Here is a 22,962-nt window from a genome sequence, read left to right as displayed (position 1 = left end):
GGTCCGTTGGGAAGTCAGTGAACTACTGCTGGATGAACTAGCCGTTTGACTACCAAAGTTAACCGTGATGGTCCGTGTGTTGTTACTCCGGCCACTATTAGTAAAGTTAACTGTCTTGCCACCAAGCTTGATCCGGGTTACCGAAGGATTCGTAACCGTAATAATCAGCGAAGTAGTGTTCTTATTGACATTCACACTAGCCCGGCCATTAGCTGCAAGGTTTCGGCTAAACAGGGTATTGTTATTCGCTTGAACCCGAACCACGGAACTACCGCTAGTTTGAATATCCAGTTTAGCACTCTTCTTTAGCTTACCAGCATTGTAAACCACACTCGTCGTTGTCCGGCTGGTCTCGCGAAGCTTGATTGGCGTTGCGGTCGTCTTTTTAACCGTCTTCTTGGCAGAAGAAGAGGAAGCCTTCTTCTTGCTTTCACCAGAAACAGAAACGGAACTGTTGTCAATTCGCGTTGATGAGTCACGGTGACTACGGGCAATTGCCGTAATCCAAATAGCCGCCAATACTACCACAATTACACAAGCAATAATAATGGTCGGCATGTATTGCCGGGCCTTGCTAACACCGTTGCTAACCGTCTTTCGTTGACTAGCCCGCGTTTCTACCGCTTGCGAAATATGTTCAGAGTACTCCGCCGTCTTGGCCTCCGGAAGGTCGTCATCGTATTCATGCAATAATTCCTTACCATCTAGTCCGACGGTGTCTGCATACTGCTTAATAAATGCCCGGACATAGAAGTCCCCCGGCAATTCATCAAACTTTTCGTCTTCAATTGCGATGAGGTACCGCTTTTGGATCTTGGTAATCTGCTGTAAGTCGTCTAAAGTATAGCCCTTAGCTTGACGAGCCTTTTGCAGCTTCTTACCAATTTCAATTTGTTGTTCGCTGTCGTTTTCACTCATTATCTTATCTCCATTTACTATCAGTATTGTTCTCCTTGGACATTATATCATGCTGTCCCGGATGTAAAAGTTAAGAAAATTTTTAGTTACTGGTGGTGGGGGACGATTTGATAAACGGACATCCCCTGTGAATTAATAAAATCGTGGGCAGCTTGATGAAGATCAGCAAGCTCAATTGTCTGCATTGTTAAGATTTCATCCATTAGGTTCGCCCGCGCAAAGAGTTCGCCGCCGTAACGATTGCCAATGGCCTCCGGTGAATCTAACAGACCAACCAACCGGCCAATTTCAGCGCGTTTAATACCCACAAAACGATCTGCGGCCTGATCAAGCTCCTGGTCGGCGTTCTCTAAGATGGCCATTACTTCGTCGGCAAACCGTTCCTGCTGGTCCGTATTTGTACTGAAGTAGGCAAAGTAAAAGGACCGGGTCATATCAAGGTTATAACCAAACGAGTCATCGATTATTCCCTGGTCGTATAGACGAAGGTAGTTATCAGAAGTATCATCCAACAACATATCGAGTAATAGGTCAATTGCTAGTTTATAACGGAGGCGGTCCTGACCACTGTCAAATCGCTTAATTCCCCGTAAGCCAACCATCACTTTGGGCCGGCTAACGTTCATGGTTAACGACCGAAAAGGAATAACATCCTGTCCGGCGGGATCATTTAGTGTAAAGAGCCGGTGGGGCTTTTCCTGGAGGCCAAACTGCTTTTGCTCCTGGTTTCCCTTGATCCAGCTCATTACCGCAACCGGATCGAGCTTACCAACCACCAGCAGGTTCATATTGCTAGGCTGGTAGAAGGTCCGGTAACAGGTCATTAAGATTTCTGGCGTAATGTGACTGATTGAATCGACCGTCCCGGCAATATCGATATGCATCGGGTCATGCGGGTATAAGTTGCCCAACATACCGAGATACAACCGCCAACTGGGATCATCATCATACATCTGAATTTCTTGACCAATGATTCCCTGCTCCTTTTGGACTGACTGCTCCGTGAAATAAGGATCTTGAACAAAGTCGAGTAGGATTTGCAGGTTATCCTTCAGCCGGCTTGTCGTTGAAAAGAGGTAGCTCGTCTGGGTAAAACTCGTAAATGCATTGGAGTCGGCCCCTAGTTCACCGAAAAGGTCAAAGGCGTCATGGTCTTTTTTCTCGAATAATTTATGTTCAAGAAAGTGGGCCACCCCATCCGGTACCTGAACGGGTTCCGTTTCCTGGTACGGAACAAAGTGGTTATCGACCGAGCCAAAATCAGTGGTCATCATCGCATAGGTCTTGTTAAAACCAGCCATTGGTAATAGTTCCACCTGCAGGCCATTAGCAAGGGTTTCGCGATAAACTGACCGGTTAAATTCTTGATAAAATTGCTTCTTCATTTATTTTAATTTTCACCACTTAATAAAAATACTGCTTGCTTCGTCAACGACCGCGCCACTTGAACAACCTGCTCTTTAGTAACCGCATCGATTAAGGCAACCCCGTCTTGATCCGGGAAGCCTAATAAGCGGTTAGTTAACCGGCGACCTAAAATATTACCAGCTAGGTCATTGCCAGAGCGGTACTGGTTAATCAACCCCCGCTTAACCTCCGTTAATTGGTCCGCCGTAAAACGGCCCGTTTGAAGGAGCGTCAGTTGTTCATCGACCATTTTTTCGACCCGTGTTGCGACCGCGGAGTTAATCCCGGCCTGCACGGTCACTAAACCATTAAACGGTAATAAGCGGCTGGAGGCATAGTAAGCAAGACTCGCCCGTTCACGAATATTGAGGTACAACTGTGAATATGGGCTACCACCAAACAGGTCATTAAATACTAAGCCGGTATAATATTGTTCCTTTTGCTCACAGACCGGTAGTTGGTAGGCGAGGTTTAACTTAGCCTGACTCACTGCCTGATAGTTAACCTGCCGCTGAACCTGCCGGTATAACGGTTGCTGATAACGAATCGGCAAGGGGCCCGTCATTCGACCTGCAAGTGGAAAATCGGCAAAGGCCGACCGGACAACTTGCTCGTCAACATCCCCTAAAAAGAGAATGTCAACCCGATCATTTGCCAGCATTGCCTGGTAGGTTTGATAAACACTAGCGGGCGTTAGACGGTCAATATCACGGGCCCGACCGAAACTTGGTACCTGCATCACTGCGTCCTTTCGGTAGTACAAGTCCAGGAGCTGCCGGGCCGCCCAAAACTGTTTTTCATCATAATAGCCCTTAATGGTGGTTTTTAAATTCGTGGCCTGGCGATTAAAGGTTGCGGCATCAAATTGACCGTTAGTCGCCAACGGATTAAAAAGGACCTCTTTAACCATCGTAACCATCTGGCTGAAAAGATCAGTTTGAGCAAAGTGGTCATTAACGAAACTCGCCTTTAGCCGTACACAGTGGAGTTGGCCAAGCCGGCTCACCCCCACACCGATATCAGCACCATATAGCTTTGCCAGTTGGTCGGCCAAAGCCGTTTGGGTCGGATAATTTCGGGTACTGGTCTCTAATAGGTTTGCCAGCAGGTGTCGTGAAGTGGCATTACTAACCGTTTGTGGCGTGGCAAAATTAATCAGGATTTGATTCAATTTAAACTTTTTACTTGAAATGACCTCGAGATTGACTCCATCGGCCAAACGATAATGCATAAATAACATTCTCCCTTTTTTAGCGCAGTTGCATACTGGTTAATGATACGTTAAATATCTACTGATTTCAAACCATCCAATGAAGTAAAAACCGCTAGTAACAGCGGTCAAAATCATATCGATGGTGACACACAATGGCACCCACCATTTGGTATAACCAAATACTAGGTGCCATTCGCATTTAATTAAATTAAAGAATAATTATTGGCGGTCTGAGCCCAAGAAGTTGCTGTTAGAGCCAAACCACTTTTCATTTAGCCGCCGCAATTCACCATTTCTTTGCAAGCGACCTAGCCCTTGATTGACCTTCCTGCGGAGGGTTTTATCACCCTTACGCATCCCAACTCCAAAGTATTCCGCCGGTAATTCTTTACTGCTATATACCCGGTAGGAATTCTTATTCTTTTGGTGATTGACATAGTAGTCAGCATACACCTGATCCATCAAAATTCCCTGAATCCGGTTAGCGTTAAGGTCAATAAAGGCATCCGGGAAGGTATCGTAAAGTACCGCGGCCTTTCCCTTCAACTTATCCTTAAGAAGTTTGGGCCGGGCATCCAAAACCGATTGTCCAGTGGAACCGTTTTGAACCCCTAAGGACTTACCAGCCATCCCGCTTAAGTTATTAATGTGACTACTCTTCTTGGTAACCAGTACCTGCCGATTTTCTAGGTAGGGCCGACTGAAGGCTACCTTCTTTTTCCGTGACGGGTTCATTGAATAACCGTTCCACAAAAGGTCGATTGTCCCGTTCTTCAACTCGGTTTCCTTCATTGACCAGTCAATTGTTTGAAAATCAACCTTAATTCCGTATTGCTTAAAAACTTCCTTGGCTAGGTCGACATCGTAACCGACTAACCGACCACTTTTTTGACGAAAGCCCATTGGTACAAAACTATCATCTAGACCAATGATCACCTTTTTACGCCGTTCAATTCGTGACCAAGTATCCTGCGTATTAGCCCGGGTGGTAACACTTTCACATCCACCCAGTAAGAACATGGGTACGATGAGAAGTAGCACTAGCCAGATTGCTTTAACCTTCTTCATATGCCTCTTCCTCTCTACTAGCCCTAGTTGTTACTTTGAGCAAGGTCTTCAACTTGTTTAAACGCCTTGTCCAAGGCCTTAACCTTTAAAATATCGTCCGCAATTTCATTGGCAAAATCAATATCGTGGGTAACTACCAACTGGGTCATTCCATCTTTTTTAAGGTCGAGGATCAGTTTGGCCACTTCTTGACGCATTGCTGGGTCCAGTGCCGAGGTTGGTTCATCATAACACAGAATCTTAGGCTTCATCGCTAACGCCCGGGCGATTGCGACCCGTTGCTTTTGACCACCGGATAGTTGGTAAGGGTACAAGCTCCCCTTGTCATTCAGGCCGAGTTCATTTAAAAGCTGCTTTGCTTCCTTTTCTGCCGTGGCCTTATCCTTCTTAAGTACCATAATTGGTGCCAGGCTAATATTTTCCATTACCGATAGGTTGGGAAAGAGGTTGTACTCTTGAAAGACAACCCCAATGACCCGGTCGGACTCCGCAGTCCCTTGGGGGTCGAATGGTTGACCGTCAATTAAAAACTGCCCATTATCCGCTGTTTCAAGTCCGGTAATGCACCGCAATAGGGTCGTCTTACCGGCACCAGAGGGACCTACAATGCTTAAGATCTCGCCATCCTTAACCGTTAAGTTAACATCATCCAAAATTACACGACTACCAAAGCTCTTCGTTAAGTTCTTAACTTCTAACATTCTAATCCCTCCTACTTAAAGTATGAATAACGTTGTTCAACCTTCCGCAAAATCAACGTGCAGATGCCGACCAGGATCAGGTAAATCAACCCAACCAGCAGCAGTGGAACTAGGGTAACATCACGTGAAGTTGCCACATTACCAGCCCGTAACAGGTCGCCAAGACCAATGACGTAAACCAAGGATGAATCCTTTACCAGGTTAACCACTTCGTTCCCGATCGATGGGATAACGATCTTAACGACTTGGGGAATGACAATCTTACGAAGGGTTTGCCAATAGCTTAACCGTAAAACCCGGGCCGCTTCAAACTGCCCCTCATCAATGGCCTGAAAACCACCACGGAAGATTTCCGCGAAGTAGGCCGCATAGTTAAGAATAAAGGCTACTAGTGCGGCATCGTAACGCTGGAAGACAATTCCAATAATCGGTAGGCCATAGAACACAAAGATCAGTTGTAGTAATAGTGGCGTCCCCCGCATCAGCCAAACATAAATTTCGAGCACCCATTTCAGAGGACGAATCTTAGAAATTAATCCCAAACTTACGAGAATCCCCAGGGGTAGGGAGCCAATTAACGTCCAAAAAAAGATTTGCAGAGTTAGTGACGCCCCTTGGAACAATGAAGGTAAAATTGATGAAATATAGTGCATAGACATGTAAGTATCCTCCTTCTCTCGCGAACGGATTAAACAAAAAAGTCCTCTAGAACCGCTACTAACGGTTCTAGAGGACGAATCAATCGTGGTACCACCTCTGTTTGTAGCAGTCTCACAACTACTACCTCGGTAAGTTCATTATTAGCCCACCGGTGAAAATAAAAAACGCCCCCGAGCCTTACTGGCTACGAGGGCGTTTCCGCGGTTCCACCTCATCTTGTCAGTCTCTCACGAAAACTGACCTTAGTGAGTTCATAAATAAACTCCGTGCTGTAACGGGCGGCCCCGGACCTTCCTACTCGGTTTCAAAAGGTCAACTCACAGATGTGATTCAGGTGTCTTAACAGGTCTCTTCCCACCAAACGAGACTCTCTTTGCTACTAAAAACATCTTACTAGTCTGTTCATTGTCATTCGCTTTATTGATTGTTTATAATAGTACACTCATTATTTTTTAATGTCAAGAACAATTAAGCAGTTTTTTCACTCGTTGCCCAAGCAAACAGTTGCCGAACTGGCCAGTATAAAATTAAGAAATAAACCAGGTTTAATAGCAGGGTAGGCGCTAGTGAGTAGATGATGTAATCGCCAAAGCCAACATTAGTAACGCTAACCAGGTAGTAGGCAAAGTAATTAACCGTTGCAAATACCACAATATCAACAAAGAAAATCATCAAGGCCGGTAAAAAGGTCTCACTAAAGTAGTGGGCAAGCAACCTGGTTAAAGCAACGATACACGGGTATAAAACCATGTAAAGGCCTAAAATCCCTGAACCGTATAGGTCAGCAACTACCCCAGCAGCAATTGCAAAGGGAATTAAGGGAATTTCGATGCCATTCTCAAAGAAATACGAAAGGACAAGCCACAGTAGTACTAATTCACTAGCCATCGAAAAGGGAAAGTGAAAAAACAGTGGCGCCCAAACGTGGCTTAACGAACCATCCAAAAAGAGGCTGACAAAGAGACCGATTGGAAAGACATACCTTAATCGTGATAATCGATACATAAGCTAATCACTCCCGTGCAGTACTCTCGGCCACCGTCACAATATTAATATCGTTAAAGTTAGTGGCGGGCTTAATATAAACTTTTTGGGCAAGACCATAATCGTCCTTACCGACCCGGGCGACTTTACCAACGTACAATCCTTTAGGAGTAACCCCTCCCATTCCGCTGGTAACGACCCGCGTACCTTTCTTCACCTTTGCTTTTGAGCTTACCTGACCCATTACCAACTCGTTTTGGTTGGCATTGTAGCCGGTAATAATTCCGTTAACAACCTGATTTCCTCTATTACCAATCGAGATGGCAAACCGGCTGGACGCTTCATTGGTATCACTTAACAGCTCAACCTTACTATTCGTCTTATTAACTTCAACCACCCGACCAACAAGGCCACCATCACTCATTACTGGCATATTTTTCTTAATACCGCTGGACTGACCCTTGTTGATTACAAGTTGCTGTTGCCAAGACGACGGGGTCCGCATCAAAACGGCCGCTGAAACGGTATTATAGTCAGTCATTGACTTTCCTAACTTTAGTTCTTGTTTCAACTGCTTGTTTTCGTGGGCAAGTGTTTGATCACGGACCTTCGTTTGTGCTAATTCCGTAACTTGCTGCTTTAGTTCCCGGTTTTCTGAATAGGTATTGAGCAAATCATTAACGGAACTAAAACTAGTCTGCAACCAGTTCACTGGCAAAGCCACGGCACTGTCTGCAAAACCAACAATATCATTACCAAACTGCTGGAGAATCGGTGGGGTATTCCGTCGATTCCGCATTGTTACCGATCCCGCCATCAAGCCAAAGCAGACAACCAGAATTACCACAATGATAACCAACCGGCGATTGGAAAAGAATTTACGCATAATATTCCTCCATTGTGGGCAAGATAATAAAAGGGGGCTTGACAAAACAGCTTGTTTTGCGACCAGCCCCACCTATCACTAGCCAAATCTAATGATATATCTTCTGCTGCACACTGGCAGCTAATTAATCTTTCCTCTAAATTACTTCTTCTTCATTACGTCGATGCTCTTTAAGGATTCACCGGTCCCAATCGCAACACAATCCAGTGGATCATTAGCAATAAACACTGGCACCTTAGTTGCATCAGCAATTACGTCTGGGAGGTGCTTGAGTAGGGCACCACCACCGGTCAGTACAATCCCATGGTCGATTACATCGGCCGCAATTTCCGGTGAAGTTTCTTCTAGTGTCCCCTTGATGGCGTTGATAATATTTTCAACCACGTCTTGTAGGGCCGTTGATACATCCTTAGCAGAAACCTCCATCGTCTTTGGAAGACCAGTTACCAGGTCCCGACCACGAACATCGGTTGTTCCCATCTCTTCAGCAGCCTCAACCGAAGCAGAGCCAACGTCCCACTTCAGCTTTTCAGCTGTCCGTTCACCGATTAAGAGGTTCATGTTTTGACGAACGTATTGAGCAATTGCATCGTTCATCTTGTCACCAGCCATCCGAATCGATCGGCTCGAAACAATTCCGCCCAGCGAAATCGTTGCAACATCAGTGGTCCCACCACCAATATCAACAACCATACTACCAGTTGGGTCCATGACCGGCAGGCCCGCCCCAATTGCAGCGGCAAATGGTTCTTCAATAACGTAGGCATCACGTGCACCCGCTACCCGGGTAGCGTCAATCACCGCCCGCTTCTCAACTTCAGTAATACCACTTGGCACACAAACCATTACGTATGGCTTACCATTGCTGTTACCCAGGGCCTTGTTGATGTAATACTTCATCATTGCAACGGTGGTGTCATAATCAGCGATGACCCCATCCTTCATTGGTCGAATTGCAACAATACTCTCTGGTGTCCGACCGATCATATCCCGTGCATCACTACCGACAGAAATTACTTCGTTTGACTTTGCATTCCGAGCAACTACTGACGGTTCACGGAGGACGATGCCCTTACCTTCAAGGTAGACAATCGTATTGGCGGTCCCCAGATCGATTCCAAGATTTTTGGTTCCGATTCCTAGCAATCTGCTTCTTCCCTTCGTTTTAAAACTAATAATTAATTTTATCCAATATCGTGGATATTATACCATAGCCACGGTCGACATACGAACCTAAATATACATTAATTACCGGTTAAAGGGAGCAGGCCCAACAACAAATTAACCATTTCTTTACTTTTCACGGTCACTTTGCTGTGCTTCTCGCCAACTATAGTAATGATCCTGCCCCACAATTAAAAAGTCTAGTAACTGTAAACCGAGGACCTTGCTCCCCTGATCCAACCGCTTAGCAAAGCCTAAATCAGCGGCTGATGGTTGAACGTTTCCAGACGGATGGTTATGGATCATCACTAATCCACTGGCCGACTGGCGAAGCGCCGTCGCGAAAATTCGGTCCGGGTATAGTTGACACTCACTTTGGCCACCCCGGAAAATCGTGCGAAAATCAATGATATCGTTATGAATATCCGTATAGGCTAGCGCCACGCACTCCTGTTCTTCGTCACGGAAATGGTCGATCATCAGCTGCCCCAATAGCGAGCTGGAATAGGCGTGTCCACAAACTTCACTATGGCTACGTGCGATTAACTGGCCGAGCTCAATGCCGGCTAAAAAGTGTTTCATTTCCGGTCCCCACTGGGCTACCGTCTCCCGCTCGGCACGGCTCATCTGCTTGGCCTTTAAAGGCGTCGGAAAGCACTCTAAAAACTTTAAAAATAATTCTTGGTTACGCTCAATGGTGGCGGCCGGAATACTCCGTACCAGTAAATCAAGGTATTGTTCAATTGTTGGTTCTGCCATTTTGTTTTCTCCTATCTATTAGCACTAACCAATAAATACGGTAAAAAAACTAATCGGCACTAAATAATTGACGAACTTCTGAAATAAAATATAACGAACCAGTCACAATCAGCACATCATCACTACTTAGCTGGCCAGCAAGTGTCTGAAAACCGCGCTGCCACTGGGCGGCAACCTGAATTGGGTAACGACTTTTTAGTTCTTTAATTACTTGGGTAAGGTCAGCACTCGGCCGCTGTGAACTAGGGCCAGCAAAATGGGTAACCATAATATGAACATTTCCTAAACTAGCTAGTTCCCCAAGCATTAACTCATACTGCTTGTCAGCTAAAATGGCTACCAGCAGGTACACGTCCCGGTCGGCAAAATCATCCTGAATCGTCTTCACTAGTGCCTGTATTCCTGGCAAGTTATGGGCCCCGTCCAGAAGTACCAATGGCGAAGCGTTAACTTCCTCCAGCCGCCCAGGCCACTGAACATTACAAAGCCCCTTTACTAAGGCCGCCCGGTCAACTGGTAGGTGGTAACCCTTTAGGAATAACTGAACCGCAGTTAACGCTACTGCCGCGTTTTCCACCTGGTAGTCACCACCTAAATTTAGTTGACAACGAAAGTTCGCGAGGTCCAGGCCCTGGTACTTAATGGTCGCCTTAAATTGATGACCACTAGTCTTAGTGACGGTAAAGTCTCTTCCCAATTCTAACAACCGGGCCTGTTGATTCGTCGCCGTTTGTTGAACGACCTCCTGCGCACTGGCTGGTAATTGGCCAATGACGACTGGTCGCCCTTTTTTAATAATTCCGGCCTTTTGCTGTGCAATTGCGGCTAGCGTATTCCCGAGGTACTTCATATGGTCCCAGCCAACGGTTGTAATAACACTTACCTCCGGAATAATAACGTTGGTTGAATCATATCGTCCCCCAATGCCGACTTCTAATAGGACCACATCAGGCCGCTTTTCAGCCAGGTAGCAAAACATGATTGCCGTATCGATCTCAAACTCGGTCGGTCCACCTTCAGGTAATTCCCGATCCAACTTGGCAACAACTGCCGCAACCCGGTTAGTGAGGCGGACAAGGTCGTCATCACTAATTTGGTGACCGTTATATTCGATCCGCTCATTAAAACGGGTGATAAACGGCGAGGTAAAGCTCCCCACATCCAGTCCATTGGCTAATAACATTGACCGCATCATTGCTACCACTGACCCTTTACCATTCGTTCCAGTGACGTGAATATAGCGGAGGCCTTCCTGCGGGTTACCCAATTCAGCAAGCAGACGTCGCATCCGTGCTAGTGTTGGTCGTTTTTTAAAGCGGGGCCGACCGTGAATAAACTCTAAAGCCGCTTGATAAGTCGTAATCATTTAACCTTTCCTCCGAAGAACCATTCTAAAAAAGCAGTGACACCCCCAGATTTTTCTACCAGTGATATCACTACTTTTTGTTCTTTATACTATCATCAACTAGGCATTTTGCAGTGAAGCTAAGCGGTCCTTAGCAGCAGCTAGCTTTTCTTGCCATTCAACCGCCTTTTGTTTTTCAGCGGCAACTACCTTTTCAGGGGCATTTTCAACAAACTTCTGGTTGCCCAGCTTCTTGTTGGAACGGTCAACTTCCTTTTGCAACTTAGCAATTTCTTTTTCCATCTTCGCCCGTTCTTCAGCCAAATCGACCAGTTCAGCCATCGGGATAAAGACTTCGGCACCGGCAAGGATACTCGACATTGCTAACTTCGGTGCTTCAACATCGGCACCAATCTGTAATTCAGCCGGGTGACAGAAACGGTCAATGTAGTCCCGGTTAGCCGTTAACATGTCCTTCAGGTGTTCGTCCTTAGTCTTAACCAGGATATCAACCGGTTTGGACATTGGTGCGTTGGCCTCGTTCCGGATACTACGAACCGCCTTAATCATCGCAATCAGACTATCCATTTGCTCAGTTGCAGCAGCGTCATCTAAGTCGGCCTTAACCGTTGGGTATTGGGCAACCATGATGGACTTGCCTTCGTGCGGCATTGACTGCCATAACTTTTCCGTCACAAACGGCATGATCGGGTGAAGGAGTTTCAAGGTTTGATCAAGGACGTAACCCAAGATATTCTTGGTATTAGCCTTTTCCTCATCACTACCATTATTTAGCTTTTCCTTCGTCATTTCGATGTACCAGTCACAGAAGTCGTTCCAAATGAAGTTGTAAAGGGCCCGGCCCACTTCACCAAATTCAAACTTCTCAGACATTTCGGTAACTTGCTTAATCGTGGCGTTCAACCGGCTTAAGATCCACCGATCAGCTAGGTCCCACTTATCCTTAGCAGGCAGTACTGGTGCTGGCATGTCGCCCAAGTTCATAATAACGTACCGGCTGGCATTCCAGATCTTGTTAATGAAGTTCCAGGCCGCATCCATCTTCGTGTAAGAGAAACGAATGTCTTGACCAGGGGTAGAACCAGTGATCAGGAACCACCGCAGGGCATCGACCCCGTACTTCTTAATTACATCCATTGGGTCAATCCCATTCCCCAATGACTTACTCATCTTCCGGCCCTGTTCATCACGGATTAAACCGTGCAATAAGACATTCCTAAATGGCGCCTTACCAGTGAATTCTAGTGATTGGAAGATCATCCGGGAAACCCAGAAGAAGATAATGTCATAACCCGTTACCAGGGTATTGGTTGGGAAGTAGCGCTTGAAGTCCGCAGAATCGGTGTCTGGCCAGCCCATCGTTGAGAATGGCCACAGGGCACTTGAGAACCAGGTATCCAAGACGTCACTGTCTTGTTCCCAGTTTTCCGCATCTTTTGGTGCTTCCATGCCGACGTAAACTTCGCCGGTTTGCTTGTTATACCAGGCCGGAATCCGGTGTCCCCACCAAAGTTGCCGGGAAATAACCCAGTCGTGAATATTTTCCATCCACTGGGTAAAGGTGTGTTCAAACCGTTCTGGGATGAAGTTAACCCGGTCCGCAGTCTTTTGGTTCTTTAGGGCCATTTCGGCCAGTGGCTTCATCTTAACAAACCACTGGGTGGACAGCCGGGCCTCTACTTGAACCCCGGTTCGTTCAGAGTGGCCGACAGAGTGAACAATCGGTACCACTTTTAGCATGTAACCCTGGTCTTCCAGGTCCTTGACAATGGCCTTCCGGGCTTCGAACCGGTCCATGCCTTCATACTTACCGGCATTTTCGTTCATCGAAGCATCTTCGTTCATCGTGTTCAGTTCAGGAAGGTTGTGACGCTTACCAACCTTAAAGTCGTTTGGATCATGGGCCGGCGTAATCTTTACCATCCCCGTTCCAAAGTCAGGGGTAACGTAACTATCAGCAATGATTTCAATTTCCCGGTTAACCAGCGGTACCTTGACCTTCTTACCAACCAGTTCCTTGTACCGGTCATCATCTGGGTTAACCGCGACCGCTTCATCACCAAACATGGTTTCTGGACGGGTCGTTGCAATTTCAATGTAGTCCTTACCATGGAAGGTTGTCCCGTCGGTAAATGGGTACTTAACGTGGTAAAAGGCACCCTTATCATCCTTGTGGACCACTTCAATATCAGAAAGGGCGGTCCGGGCTTGGGGGTCCCAGTTAATAATGTAAGTTCCCCGGTAGATCAGGCCCTTCTTGTAAAGGTCAACAAAGACCTTACGAACCGCCTTGTTTAACCCTTCATCCAGGGTGAAGCGTTCCCGGTCGTAGTCAACGGAAATCCCCATCTTAGCCCACTGTTTGTGGATAATGTCAGCATATTCGTCCTTCCAGTCCCAAACTTGTTGGACAAATTTTTCCCGACCAAGGTCGTAACGGGAAATTCCCTGCTTACGTAACCGGGCTTCGACCTTAGCCTGAGTGGCAATTCCTGCATGGTCCATTCCCGGAATCCACAAAACATCGTAACCCTGCATCCGCTTTTGTCGAATGATAATGTCTTGTAAGGTGGTATCCCAGGCATGACCCAAGTGTAACTTACCAGTAACGTTCGGCGGTGGAATCACAATTGAATACGGGTGGGCTTTCTTATCACCACTTGGTTTGAAGAGTCCCTGGTCAATCCACCATTGGTAGCGACCGGCCTCAACTGCTGTTGGATCATACTTTGTTGACATCTCTTTTGCTGCCATTGTACAATCGCTCCTTTCAAATTTAATCAATTAACATTAAACCTTGTAAGCACGACGAATAAAAAAAGTCGTCCTATCATCTCGATAGGACGACTTGCTCGCGTTACCACCTAACTTGGGGCACCCCAAAAGGTCCCCCCACTCGTCCATTTGGTAACGGTAATGAACCGGACCCACCTACTATTAGTTCAGCCGGTCAGCTCCCGAGCTACATTCATAAACTAGTGACGGAGCCTTCACACTTACTGGCTCTCCCTGCACGCCTGCTAATTTATTACTCTTTCGGTCATTGCTTATTATGCTTGTATCATAGCTAATTAAAGTCATAACGTCAAGCACAGATTTTACAATAATTCGGCAAAAACGTCTTCATTCTGGTTCAAGAAGTCTTCACCAGGGTGAATATTAGTAATCTTAACCCCATCGAGTGAGCGTTGGATCAGGCCATCAATATCTAACCGTTGTTCATATTGGCGGGCCTTTTTAACACTTGGTTTAGTCTTTGGAGACGGCGGTGTGAAGACGGTACAACAATCTTCATATGGCAGGATTGACAGATTGTAAGTATCAATGTCCTCCGCAATCTTAATGATCTCCGTCTTATCATAAGAAAGAACCGGCCGTAAGACGGGGTAATTGGTAACATCTTCGATCGCCATCATACTTTCCATCGTCTGGGAAGCCACTTGACCGAGCGATTCGCCGTTAAAGATCGCCAAGCCATGCCGTTTTTCCATCAGGGCCGTGGCAAGCCGGAGCATCATCCGCCGTTGTACCGTCATTAAGTAGCCTTCCGGTACCTTTTCCTTCACCGTTTCCTGAATTTCGGTAAATGGTACCTGGATAAACTTGATGCTACCGCTGTACTTGGCTAATTTTTCGGTTAGCTGCTTAGCCTTGGCTAGCGCCTGTGGACTGGTGTACGGCGGACTGAAGAAGTGGACCATTTCCATTGAAACGCCCCGTTTCATCCCCAAGTACGCTGCCACCGGTGAATCAATTCCACCGGAAAGCATCATCATTCCTTTACCAGCCGTACCGACCGGTAGACCACCAGCACCCTTAATCGTTTCACTAGACAGGTAAATCCCGTTCAGGCGAATTTCTACCCGGATGGTTAAGTCCGGATGATGAACGTCAACTTTTAGCTTATCCGGGAACCGTTTTAAAAGATCACCGCCGAGCCGGTCGTTCATGGTAAAAGTATCAATTGGGAACTTGTGATCAGACCGTTTGGTTTCAATCTTAAAGGTCACCGGGTGGTCAACTTGTTCCGCGACCATCTCTTCGGCCGCCTTAGCAACCGCCGCAAAGTCCTTGGCCACCTTAATCGATGGTGAAAAATTCTGAATACCAAAAACATCCTTCAGGTGCTTCATCACTTCATCGTAATCGGCCCCGTTTAATTCCACGTGGAGCCGATCTTGTTGAGCGTGCACCTTAACCTGGTCAAACTTATGGAGAGCGTGGCGAACATTATCACCCAGACGGTCAATAAAAGACTTTTTATTGTGTCCCTTAGTGGAAAGTTCCCCGTAACGCACCATAATCTCAGTGTATTGCAAGTTTGCTCCTCCTTTTGCTAATCGATAATCTTCTTAAAGCCCGCGTACAGCTTGTCAAAGACCTGGTTAAATTGTTCCGCCTCTGCCAGCGTGTTTTGATCACCCAGACTGATTCGAACTGCACTAGTTGCTTCCTCTTCTGGTACCTTCATCGCTGCCAGCGTCCCTGCTTCGGCGTGCTTCTTCGATGAACAAGCACTGGTGGTCGAAATGTAAATTCCTTGTTCTTCAAAGGCGTGTACAATTGTTTCACCGCGAACACCAACAATGGCAAAGCAGAGGATGTGCGGTGCAAAGCCGGTTTGCCGACCAGAGAAAATCTTAACGTGGTCAAACTGTTGCAAGTGGTCATAAATCTTTTCTTTAATTGCCTGCTCGTTTTTAACCGTTTGTGCTTCCTTTTCCTTGACCAGGCGGATTGCCCGGGCCATCGCGACGTCACCGGGAGTATTTTCCGTTCCGCTCCGCAGTGTCCGTTCCTGACCACCACCAGCAATCAGTGGTGCTAGCTTACGACCGCTCTTTACATAGACAAACCCGGTCCCCCGTGGGGCGTGGAACTTATGCCCGGAAAAGGTGGCAAAATCGACCCGGTCACTAAAGACTAAATCATCAAGGCCCTTACCAATTGCCTGAACTGCATCAACCATGAAATGGACGTTCGGGTAATCCTTTAAGATCTCCCCGACCTCTTTAATTGGCTGAACCGTTCCAATTTCATTGTTAACAGCCATGATCGAAACGAGAATGGTATCCGAACGTAACGCCGCCTTTACATCAGCTGGATTAATCCGCCCCTCATCATCAACTGGTAGGTAGGTTACCTCAAACCCCAGGTCTTCCAGCTGGGCAAGGGCGTTTCGGACGGCCGCGTGTTCAACCGACGTCGTAATAATGTGTTTACCAAAACGACGCTTAGCCATCGCGGTTCCTTTAATCACCCAATTATCACCTTCAGAACCGCCACTGGTAAAGATAATCTCACTAGGTTTTACACCCATTAGTTTGGCAATTTGTTGCCGGGCCTGTTCTAGTAAGTTCCAAGCCTCTTCACCAAAATTGTGCAGACTGCTTGGGTTTCCCCAGATTTTCTGACTAACGGTATCATACGTTGCCAGTACTTCTGGTGAAACCTGTGTGGTCGCACTATTATCAAAATAGATCATTTTTTCGCTCCTCTGACAGTTTTATCTGACAATCATCAACCGGTGACAACCGGTCAGTAGTGGTTCGACACTTTCTTAAAGCAACTTCATATTATAACAAAGATCGCGTTAAGACAAAGAGATTTATCTTAACGCGATCATAATTATTTAACGTTGCTCACTGTAATAACTATCTTCAATTCGTTTGAATGATCCTGGTTCGGCCTCTTCTAGGGCAGTACCAATCTGCTCCAAACTCTTCGCATATTGGTATTGGGCAAACAATTGCCGGGCCTTTTCGGCTGCTTGTTCAACCTTCTCGTTATCGGAGAACCGATTAGCATACTGTAGTAACCGTTCCGTTAACTCAGCACTATCGCGAAGGTCATTAGTCTTCTCCTGCAGTGTTTCAATGTCTGATTCGACCATGATCAACTGCTTGGTAACATCATCCATGTTGACCTTGTACTCATGCAACTCTGCACTGAGCTTTTCCACTTCGGCACTGACCCCCATAAAGTAGTCGATGTAATCCTGCTCAACTCCCGGCAGGTTTAGTTGTTCAACCTGCCGTTTAATGGTCCGAAGATCCACCGAATATTTCTGGAGCATTTTACGGGCCCGCTGTTCATCGGTCTGTAGTTTGGCAACCTCATCATTAATTTGCTTTTGCTTTTCTTCGACCGTCGTTAATTCTTTTTGATTGGTCTTTTCGGTGCTAACAATCTGGCTGTAGATAGCGGTATGGTCAGCAACGGCCTGTTCATCCCGCTGATAGTCCTTGTCAATCGACTTAATTTGCTCACCCAGTCGCCGCGCCGCCTCAATCTCATTATTATTGAAGGTGTAGCTTAGGTTTAGCCGCTTCAGTTCCGCCGTCAATTCCGTATTTTGTCCTTGCGCGTGGGGGATAAACTTGCTCATTACCTTTAGTAAGTGCTGGGCCTCTGGCTTAGCATCAATTTCCTTTTGCATTACCCCGTAAAGGTTATCGATTTCGGTCGAAAGATCCTTATTGGCCTGGGCCACTACGTCTACTTGTAAATCATTAAACTGCTTTACCGTCGCGTTTAGTTTAGCCTGTAACTGTTCAACCTTTTTATCCAGGTCCGGTTCAGTAAAGCGGTAATGTTGGGCACTAAGGACCTGATAACCATGCTGGAGTTCGGTCAGCTGGTCAGGAAATTCGGTGGCCAACGGTTTATACAATTTAGGAACCTCCTTTAACAAAGTAGCAAAGCGATCATTGTCTTCTTGCAACTCAGCCAAGATTTCTTGGGCCGCCTCTAGGTCCCCTTTATCTGTTAGGTCAGCAAACTTAGCATAGCGTTTCTCTAGTGCAGTCAGTCGGTCCCGTAATGCTGGGGCTGCCCCGCCGAATTCAAATTCTTTATCGGTTAACTCCGTCCGGAAATGGTGATACTGTTGCTTGATTTGGTCAACTGCCTGGTGGTGCTTTTGTTCTTGCTGTTGAAGCTCATGCAACGACTTTTGCAAACGACTAACCCGCTCGCTGGTCTCACCAATCAAGGCCCGGTAATCACTAATCGCCGAATTAATCGTTAGGAGTTGACTCGTCTTTACGGTTGCCAGCAGTTCATCGCCCCGTTCCGGAAGCTTTTTAATAGCTGGTGCCAACTGCTGCTCATATTTTTTTTGCAAGTCGGCCAGTTGGTCTTTGGCATCCCCAACTAACCGCATTTTCCCCGCAGCCGCCAGTTGATCGGCCAGCTGACGTTGAGTTAGTTGCTCACTAACCGATTTCAACTCGTTAATTTCTTTAATTGCGCGCCGTTGGTACCACACAATTCCACACAGAAGGATTAGAACAATGATTAAAATTGCAATTAGAATCTGAAACATTAAATACCCCACCTAAATTTTTAACCGATTGACAAGACGCCACGATCGGTCTTAAGCTTCTGAGTAAAATTATAACATAGTCGCCCGCACTTGCCGGCGCCGATTAGTAAAGGAGTTTAAATTATGGCAAATTATGACCTACTTAATAAGCAACTGACTAGCCTGCTGGCTAACGAGACCAACACCATTGCCAACTTTGCCAATGCTAGTGCCCTGGTTAATCAAACGGTTGACCGGCTCAATTGGGTCGGTTTCTACCTATATGATCGCCGACAAAAGCAACTAAAATTGGGGCCCTTTCAGGGACAGGTTGCCTGCATGCATATCAAGCTAGGCGATGGTGTTTGCGGTCAGGCCGCACAAAAGCAACAAACCATGGTCGTCGATGACGTCAGTCAATTCCCCGGCTACATTTCCTGTGACGCTGCCGCCCAATCAGAACTGGTTATTCCAATGATTACCCCCGATGGCGACCTCTTTGGTGTTTTCGACCTCGACGCCCCGGTCAAAAACCGTTTTAACTCCCAACTTGTTGACCTATTGGAAGAGACCGCACAAATTATTAGCAAGAGCATTGACTAACCTCGACTGGTCATGGTATTCTATTCTTTGTGTAAAATAATGCAGCAGTGAGGGGCAAGCTCGTCAACAGACTGGTGCCAAATGGTGTTTTTAGTAACCCAGCTGCAAGGGTGAAAAATTCAAATCAGCCTGCACGAATGCCAAGCTCACATCGGATTATTTTACTCCAACTAAATATATTGGAGGAATTTATTTATGTCTCGTTACACTGGTCCAAGTTGGCGTGTATCTCGTCGTCTTGGTGTTTCACTTTCAGGTACTGGTAAGGAATTAGCACGTCGTCCATACGCTCCTGGTGATCACGGTCGTGACCGTCATGGTAAGCTTTCCGAATATGGTACGCAACTTCGTGAAAAGCAAAAGCTGCGTTTCATGTACGGGATGACTGAACGTCAATTCGCTAACCTCTTCGTTCGTGCCGGCAAGATCAAGGAAGGTACCCACGGTGCTAACTTCATGGCTTTGCTGGAACGTCGTCTTGACAACATGGTTTACCGTTTAGGTTTGGCTACTACCCGTCGTCAAGCTCGTCAATTGGTTAACCACGGTCACATCACTGTTGATGGTAAGCGCGTTGACATCCCTTCATACGAAGTTGACGTTAACCAAGTAATCGGTGTTCGTGAAAAGTCCAAGAACCTGGACATCATCAAGAACGCTGTTGACGCCGTTGTTTCCCGTCCTTCATACGTGGACTTCGACGCTGACAAGCTGGAAGGTAAGTTGAACCGGATCCCTGCCCGTGAAGACATGGATGCTGATATCGACGAAGCCCTAATCGTTGAATTCTACAACAAGTAATCTTAACTGGTTACTTAACGAAAAAGAGTCCGCTTTTAGCGGGCTCTTTTTTTTCGATATATTAGACAACGTAAACACCCCAAAGATTCGCGATAACCGAACCTTTGGGGCATTTATATATTAAGTATTACTTCTCACTATTATTCGTCTAAGTATTGCTTAGTAGCAGCAATAATGTCCTTCAGCCCCTTCTTGGCATCGGAGAAGAACATGTGAGTCTGGTCAAGGCTAAACAGTGGGTTAGCAATCCCGGCGTAACCAGGGTGCATGGACCGCTTAATAACGACAACGGACTTAGACTTATCAACGTCCAGAATCGGCATCCCAGAAATGGCATTGCCGGACTTCCGCGCCATTGGGTTCGTAACATCATTCGCACCGATGACCAGTGAAACATCGGTATTTTCAAACATTGGGTTAGCCTCATCCATCTGCTTCATCTGTTCATAAGGAACATTAACATCCGCCAGAAGGACGTTCATGTGACCAGGCATCCGCCCGGCAACGGGGTGAATAGCGTAGTTAACGTTGATCCCGTGGTCAGTCAACAACTTAGCCAGTTCAGCAACTTCGTGTTGGGCCTGGGCAGCCGCCAGACCATAACCAGGAACAATCATGACATTGTGGGCGTAGGCCAGTTGAAGACCAATATCATCAGCAGAGGTTTCCTTAACGTTAACTGGAACATCATCGGTTGCGCCAGTGGAACTAGCACCACCACCAAAGCCACCAGCCAGGATGTTGGCAACGGACCGGTTCATCGCTTCAGCCATTTGCAGGGTCAAAATTGTACCAGCGGCACCAACCAAAGCACCGGCAATGATCAGTACTTGGTTATCAATAACGAACCCGGCAAAGGCAACGGCTAAACCGGTGAAGGCGTTCAATAGTGAAACAACCACTGGCATATCGGCACCACCAATTGGTAAGGTCATTAAGAGACCAAATACCAAGGCCGCAACCAATTCCAGAACCAATGCCCAGTAGTTTTGTGGGTAACCGATCATCCAGATAGCACCAATGATCATGGCAATAATAGCTAAACCGTTGCAAAGCCGACTGCCAGGGAAGGTAATTGGTTTACCAGAAACGTGACCAGCCAGCTTACCGGTGGCAATCAGTGAACCGGAGAAGGTCGTACCACCAATGATAACGTCCAAAACAACTGGAATTGATAGGATCAATTGTAGGCGGGTACCACTAGTAACTTGCAGGTAATCAAAGACACCAATCGTAGCGGCCGCACCACCACCAACGGCGTTAAATAGTGATACCAGTTGCGGAACATCGGTCATCTTAACCTTACGAGCCTTAACGACCCCGTAGCAAATCCCGATTGCCAGGCCGGCAACCAGTGCAATCCAGCCAGCAGCGTTGATCTTACCGTCAACAATAATGGTAATAATGATCATAATCACGGCCAGTGCCATCCCGACACAGGAGAGACCATTACCTTTCCGGGCCGTCTTTGGTGACCGCATCAAGTGAACACCAATGACGTAGCAAAAGGCCGAAACCAGGTAAATTAGTGATGAACAAGTTTGTAGTGCATTCATTATTGTTCACCCCCATCCTGTTTTTGATCCTTTGCCGGTGCTTTACCACCCTTAGGACGGTCAAACATACCAAGCATCCGGTCAGTAACGGTGTAACCACCGGCAACATTAACCGCGGCAAAGAAAGCACACAGGAAGGCTAAGATATAAAAGCCGATCGTGTTCGCTTCAGCCGCCACAACAAAGGCCCCGACGACAACAACCCCGTGAATGGCGTTGGCACCTGACATCATTGGCGTTTGTAGGGTTGCTGGAATTTTACTCATAACTTCGAATCCAACGAGGAGACTTAAGACGAAAATTGCCAAATTAGAATATAATTGCTGACTCATACTATTCTCCCCTTTCTACTACTTCTTAGCTTCTTTTTGGTCACTATCTTTAGCGTCAGCTTCCTTTTCTGGCGCTGGCTTCTTGATTTCTGGCAGACCCATTTGTGAACGGAGCCGACCAGAAATAACCTTACCCTGGTAGGTAGCAACTAGTTCGGACATCACATCATCACTAGTATCAATTTCAATATTACCGTCCTTGTTTAACAAGGCCTTAATAACCGCTTGAACGTTCTTAGAGTACATCTCAGAAGCACTAGTAGCTAGCTCACTCGGCAGGTTATCAGCACCGACAATCTCAGCACCGTTATCTGTTTCGACTACCTCACCAGGCTTTGAACCGGCAACGTTCCCACCAAGGTCACTCGCCGCGATATCGATAAAGATCGAACCCGGTTTAGCTTCCTTAACGGACTTTTCAGTAACCAGCATTGGTGGCTTCTTACCAGGAACCCGGGCAGTGGTAATTACAATATCACTGTCGGCGATAAAGCCAGCTAGTTCATCTTGCTGCTTTTGTTGTTCTTCCTTGGTTAATTGACGGGCATAGCCACCCTTACCAGCAGCGGAAACCGAACTGGTCAGGAACTTGGCACCCAAAGATTCAACTTCACCGCGTGAAGCAGGCCGGACATCATAACCAGAAACAATGGCACCAAGCCGCTTAGCAGTACCAATTGCTTGCAAACCGGCAACCCCGGTCCCCAAGACCAAGACTTTAGCTGGCTTAGCAGTACCAGCCGCCGTAATCATCATTGGGAAGTACCGCATAAAGTGGTCGGCCGCTACCAAGGCAGCCTTGTAACCAGAGACAGATGATTGTGAACTCAAGGCATCCATGCTTTGGGCACGTGAAACCGTCCGCGGTAAAAGCTCAAAAGACAGTGCAGTTATCTTTTGATCAGCTAATTGCTTTGCAACATCGTGATCAACGGATAGGGAAAGCAGGCCTAGTAAGGCTTGGCCCTCTTTGAGCTTCCCCAGCGTTTTATCATCTGGCCGGTTGACAACCGTTACAAGGTCAGCCTGATCTAAGGCCCCTTGGCGGTCAACAACCGCTGCACCAGCATCTACATATTGCTGGTCCGCAAAGTTAGCAGCTGCCCCGGCGCCCTTTTCAACCAGGACCTTGCAGCCTTGCTTAACCAGTCTCTTAACGACACTTGGTACTAAAGAAACCCGGTGTTCACCATTTGATTCCTTCAGCGCTGCAATTGTAATTGCCATACTGATTCCTC

At 46.8% G+C, this 22,962-nt stretch carries 20 protein-coding genes and 2 other annotated features; of the genes, 2 read left to right on the top strand and 18 right to left on the bottom strand.

What is annotated here, in order from left to right:
* The 15 genes from ACI31H_RS04900 to ezrA form a co-directional block, all read right to left on the bottom strand.
* Positions 1–918 (bottom strand): helix-turn-helix domain-containing protein (locus ACI31H_RS04900; RefSeq protein WP_439770878.1); only part of this gene is annotated, 918 nt, incomplete at its 3' end.
* Between the two features lie 86 nt (positions 919–1,004).
* Complete coding sequence (gene yfmH, locus ACI31H_RS04895; protein ID WP_439770877.1) at positions 1,005–2,303, bottom strand: EF-P 5-aminopentanol modification-associated protein YfmH; 1,299 nt, start codon at positions 2,301–2,303, stop codon at positions 1,005–1,007.
* Positions 2,304–2,308: 5 nt separating this feature from the next.
* Entirely contained in the window at positions 2,309–3,556 is a 1,248-nt protein-coding gene (gene yfmF, locus ACI31H_RS04890; RefSeq protein ID WP_439770876.1) for an EF-P 5-aminopentanol modification-associated protein YfmF, read from the bottom strand.
* Positions 3,557–3,757: 201 nt separating this feature from the next.
* The gene (locus ACI31H_RS04885) at positions 3,758–4,606 is read right to left on the bottom strand and encodes an amino acid ABC transporter substrate-binding protein (RefSeq protein WP_439770875.1); all 849 of its coding nucleotides are present in this window, start codon (positions 4,604–4,606) and stop codon (positions 3,758–3,760) included.
* Between the two features lie 23 nt (positions 4,607–4,629).
* A complete protein-coding gene (locus ACI31H_RS04880; RefSeq protein ID WP_439770874.1) occupies positions 4,630–5,307 on the bottom strand; it encodes an amino acid ABC transporter ATP-binding protein in 678 nt (225 codons plus the stop codon).
* Positions 5,308–5,318: 11 nt separating this feature from the next.
* Positions 5,319–5,966 carry an amino acid ABC transporter permease gene (locus tag ACI31H_RS04875; RefSeq protein ID WP_439770873.1) on the bottom strand — a complete coding sequence of 216 codons (648 nt, stop codon included), beginning with the start codon at positions 5,964–5,966 and terminating at the stop codon, positions 5,319–5,321.
* A gap of 186 nt (positions 5,967–6,152) precedes the next feature.
* Positions 6,153–6,382 (bottom strand) — a binding site (T-box leader).
* A gap of 53 nt (positions 6,383–6,435) precedes the next feature.
* Positions 6,436–6,972, bottom strand: a complete 537-nt coding sequence (gene mreD, locus ACI31H_RS04870) for a rod shape-determining protein MreD (RefSeq protein WP_439770872.1) — start codon at positions 6,970–6,972, stop codon at positions 6,436–6,438.
* A 7-nt stretch (positions 6,973–6,979) separates the two neighbouring features.
* Positions 6,980–7,837 carry a rod shape-determining protein MreC gene (gene mreC, locus ACI31H_RS04865; RefSeq protein WP_439770871.1) on the bottom strand — a complete coding sequence of 286 codons (858 nt, stop codon included), beginning with the start codon at positions 7,835–7,837 and terminating at the stop codon, positions 6,980–6,982.
* A 141-nt stretch (positions 7,838–7,978) separates the two neighbouring features.
* Positions 7,979–8,983, bottom strand: a complete 1,005-nt coding sequence (locus ACI31H_RS04860) for a rod shape-determining protein (RefSeq protein ID WP_439770870.1) — start codon at positions 8,981–8,983, stop codon at positions 7,979–7,981.
* Positions 8,984–9,130: 147 nt separating this feature from the next.
* Positions 9,131–9,760: a JAB domain-containing protein gene (locus tag ACI31H_RS04855; RefSeq protein WP_439770869.1), complete on the bottom strand. Its 630-nt coding sequence runs from the start codon at positions 9,758–9,760 to the stop codon at positions 9,131–9,133.
* Positions 9,761–9,809: 49 nt separating this feature from the next.
* Positions 9,810–11,126: a bifunctional folylpolyglutamate synthase/dihydrofolate synthase gene (locus tag ACI31H_RS04850; protein WP_439770868.1), complete on the bottom strand. Its 1,317-nt coding sequence runs from the start codon at positions 11,124–11,126 to the stop codon at positions 9,810–9,812.
* A 99-nt stretch (positions 11,127–11,225) separates the two neighbouring features.
* A complete protein-coding gene (locus tag ACI31H_RS04845; protein WP_439770867.1) occupies positions 11,226–13,880 on the bottom strand; it encodes a valine--tRNA ligase in 2,655 nt (884 codons plus the stop codon).
* 82 nt (positions 13,881–13,962) lie between these two features.
* Positions 13,963–14,179, bottom strand: a binding site (T-box leader).
* A gap of 45 nt (positions 14,180–14,224) precedes the next feature.
* Positions 14,225–15,445, bottom strand: a complete 1,221-nt coding sequence (gene thiI / locus ACI31H_RS04840) for a tRNA uracil 4-sulfurtransferase ThiI (RefSeq protein ID WP_439770866.1) — start codon at positions 15,443–15,445, stop codon at positions 14,225–14,227.
* Between the two features lie 17 nt (positions 15,446–15,462).
* A complete protein-coding gene (locus ACI31H_RS04835) occupies positions 15,463–16,611 on the bottom strand; it encodes a cysteine desulfurase family protein (RefSeq protein ID WP_439770865.1) in 1,149 nt (382 codons plus the stop codon).
* 147 nt (positions 16,612–16,758) lie between these two features.
* On the bottom strand, positions 16,759–18,453 hold the full coding sequence (ezrA, locus tag ACI31H_RS04830) for a septation ring formation regulator EzrA (RefSeq protein WP_439770864.1): 1,695 nt from the start codon (positions 18,451–18,453) through the stop codon (positions 16,759–16,761).
* A gap of 123 nt (positions 18,454–18,576) precedes the next feature.
* On the opposite strand from ezrA, the gene ACI31H_RS04825 reads away from it, so the two are divergent.
* Complete coding sequence (locus ACI31H_RS04825; protein ID WP_439770863.1) at positions 18,577–19,035, top strand: GAF domain-containing protein; 459 nt, start codon at positions 18,577–18,579, stop codon at positions 19,033–19,035.
* Positions 19,036–19,230: 195 nt separating this feature from the next.
* The gene (gene rpsD / locus ACI31H_RS04820) at positions 19,231–19,836 is read left to right on the top strand and encodes a 30S ribosomal protein S4 (RefSeq protein ID WP_003715925.1); all 606 of its coding nucleotides are present in this window, start codon (positions 19,231–19,233) and stop codon (positions 19,834–19,836) included.
* A 140-nt stretch (positions 19,837–19,976) separates the two neighbouring features.
* Here rpsD and ACI31H_RS04815 read toward each other — a convergent pair whose 3' ends face one another.
* From ACI31H_RS04815 to ACI31H_RS04805, 3 genes are read right to left on the bottom strand one after another with little or no spacing between them, the layout of a single operon-like run.
* The gene (locus tag ACI31H_RS04815) at positions 19,977–21,392 is read right to left on the bottom strand and encodes an NAD(P)(+) transhydrogenase (Re/Si-specific) subunit beta (RefSeq protein WP_439770862.1); all 1,416 of its coding nucleotides are present in this window, start codon (positions 21,390–21,392) and stop codon (positions 19,977–19,979) included.
* Positions 21,392–21,724: an NAD(P) transhydrogenase subunit alpha gene (locus ACI31H_RS04810; RefSeq protein ID WP_439770861.1), complete on the bottom strand. Its 333-nt coding sequence runs from the start codon at positions 21,722–21,724 to the stop codon at positions 21,392–21,394. Before ACI31H_RS04810 ends, ACI31H_RS04815 begins: the two co-directional genes overlap by 1 nt.
* Positions 21,725–21,742: 18 nt before the next feature.
* Positions 21,743–22,951 (bottom strand): NAD(P) transhydrogenase subunit alpha, encoded by a 1,209-nt coding sequence (locus ACI31H_RS04805; RefSeq protein ID WP_439770860.1) that lies wholly within the window; start codon positions 22,949–22,951, stop codon positions 21,743–21,745.
* Between the last annotated feature and the right edge of the window lie 11 nt (positions 22,952–22,962).

This window comes from Limosilactobacillus sp. (genome assembly GCF_051873035.1).
In the GTDB taxonomy this organism is placed as follows: domain Bacteria; phylum Bacillota; class Bacilli; order Lactobacillales; family Lactobacillaceae; genus Limosilactobacillus.
This window is presented reverse-complemented; position numbering and strand designations above follow the sequence as displayed.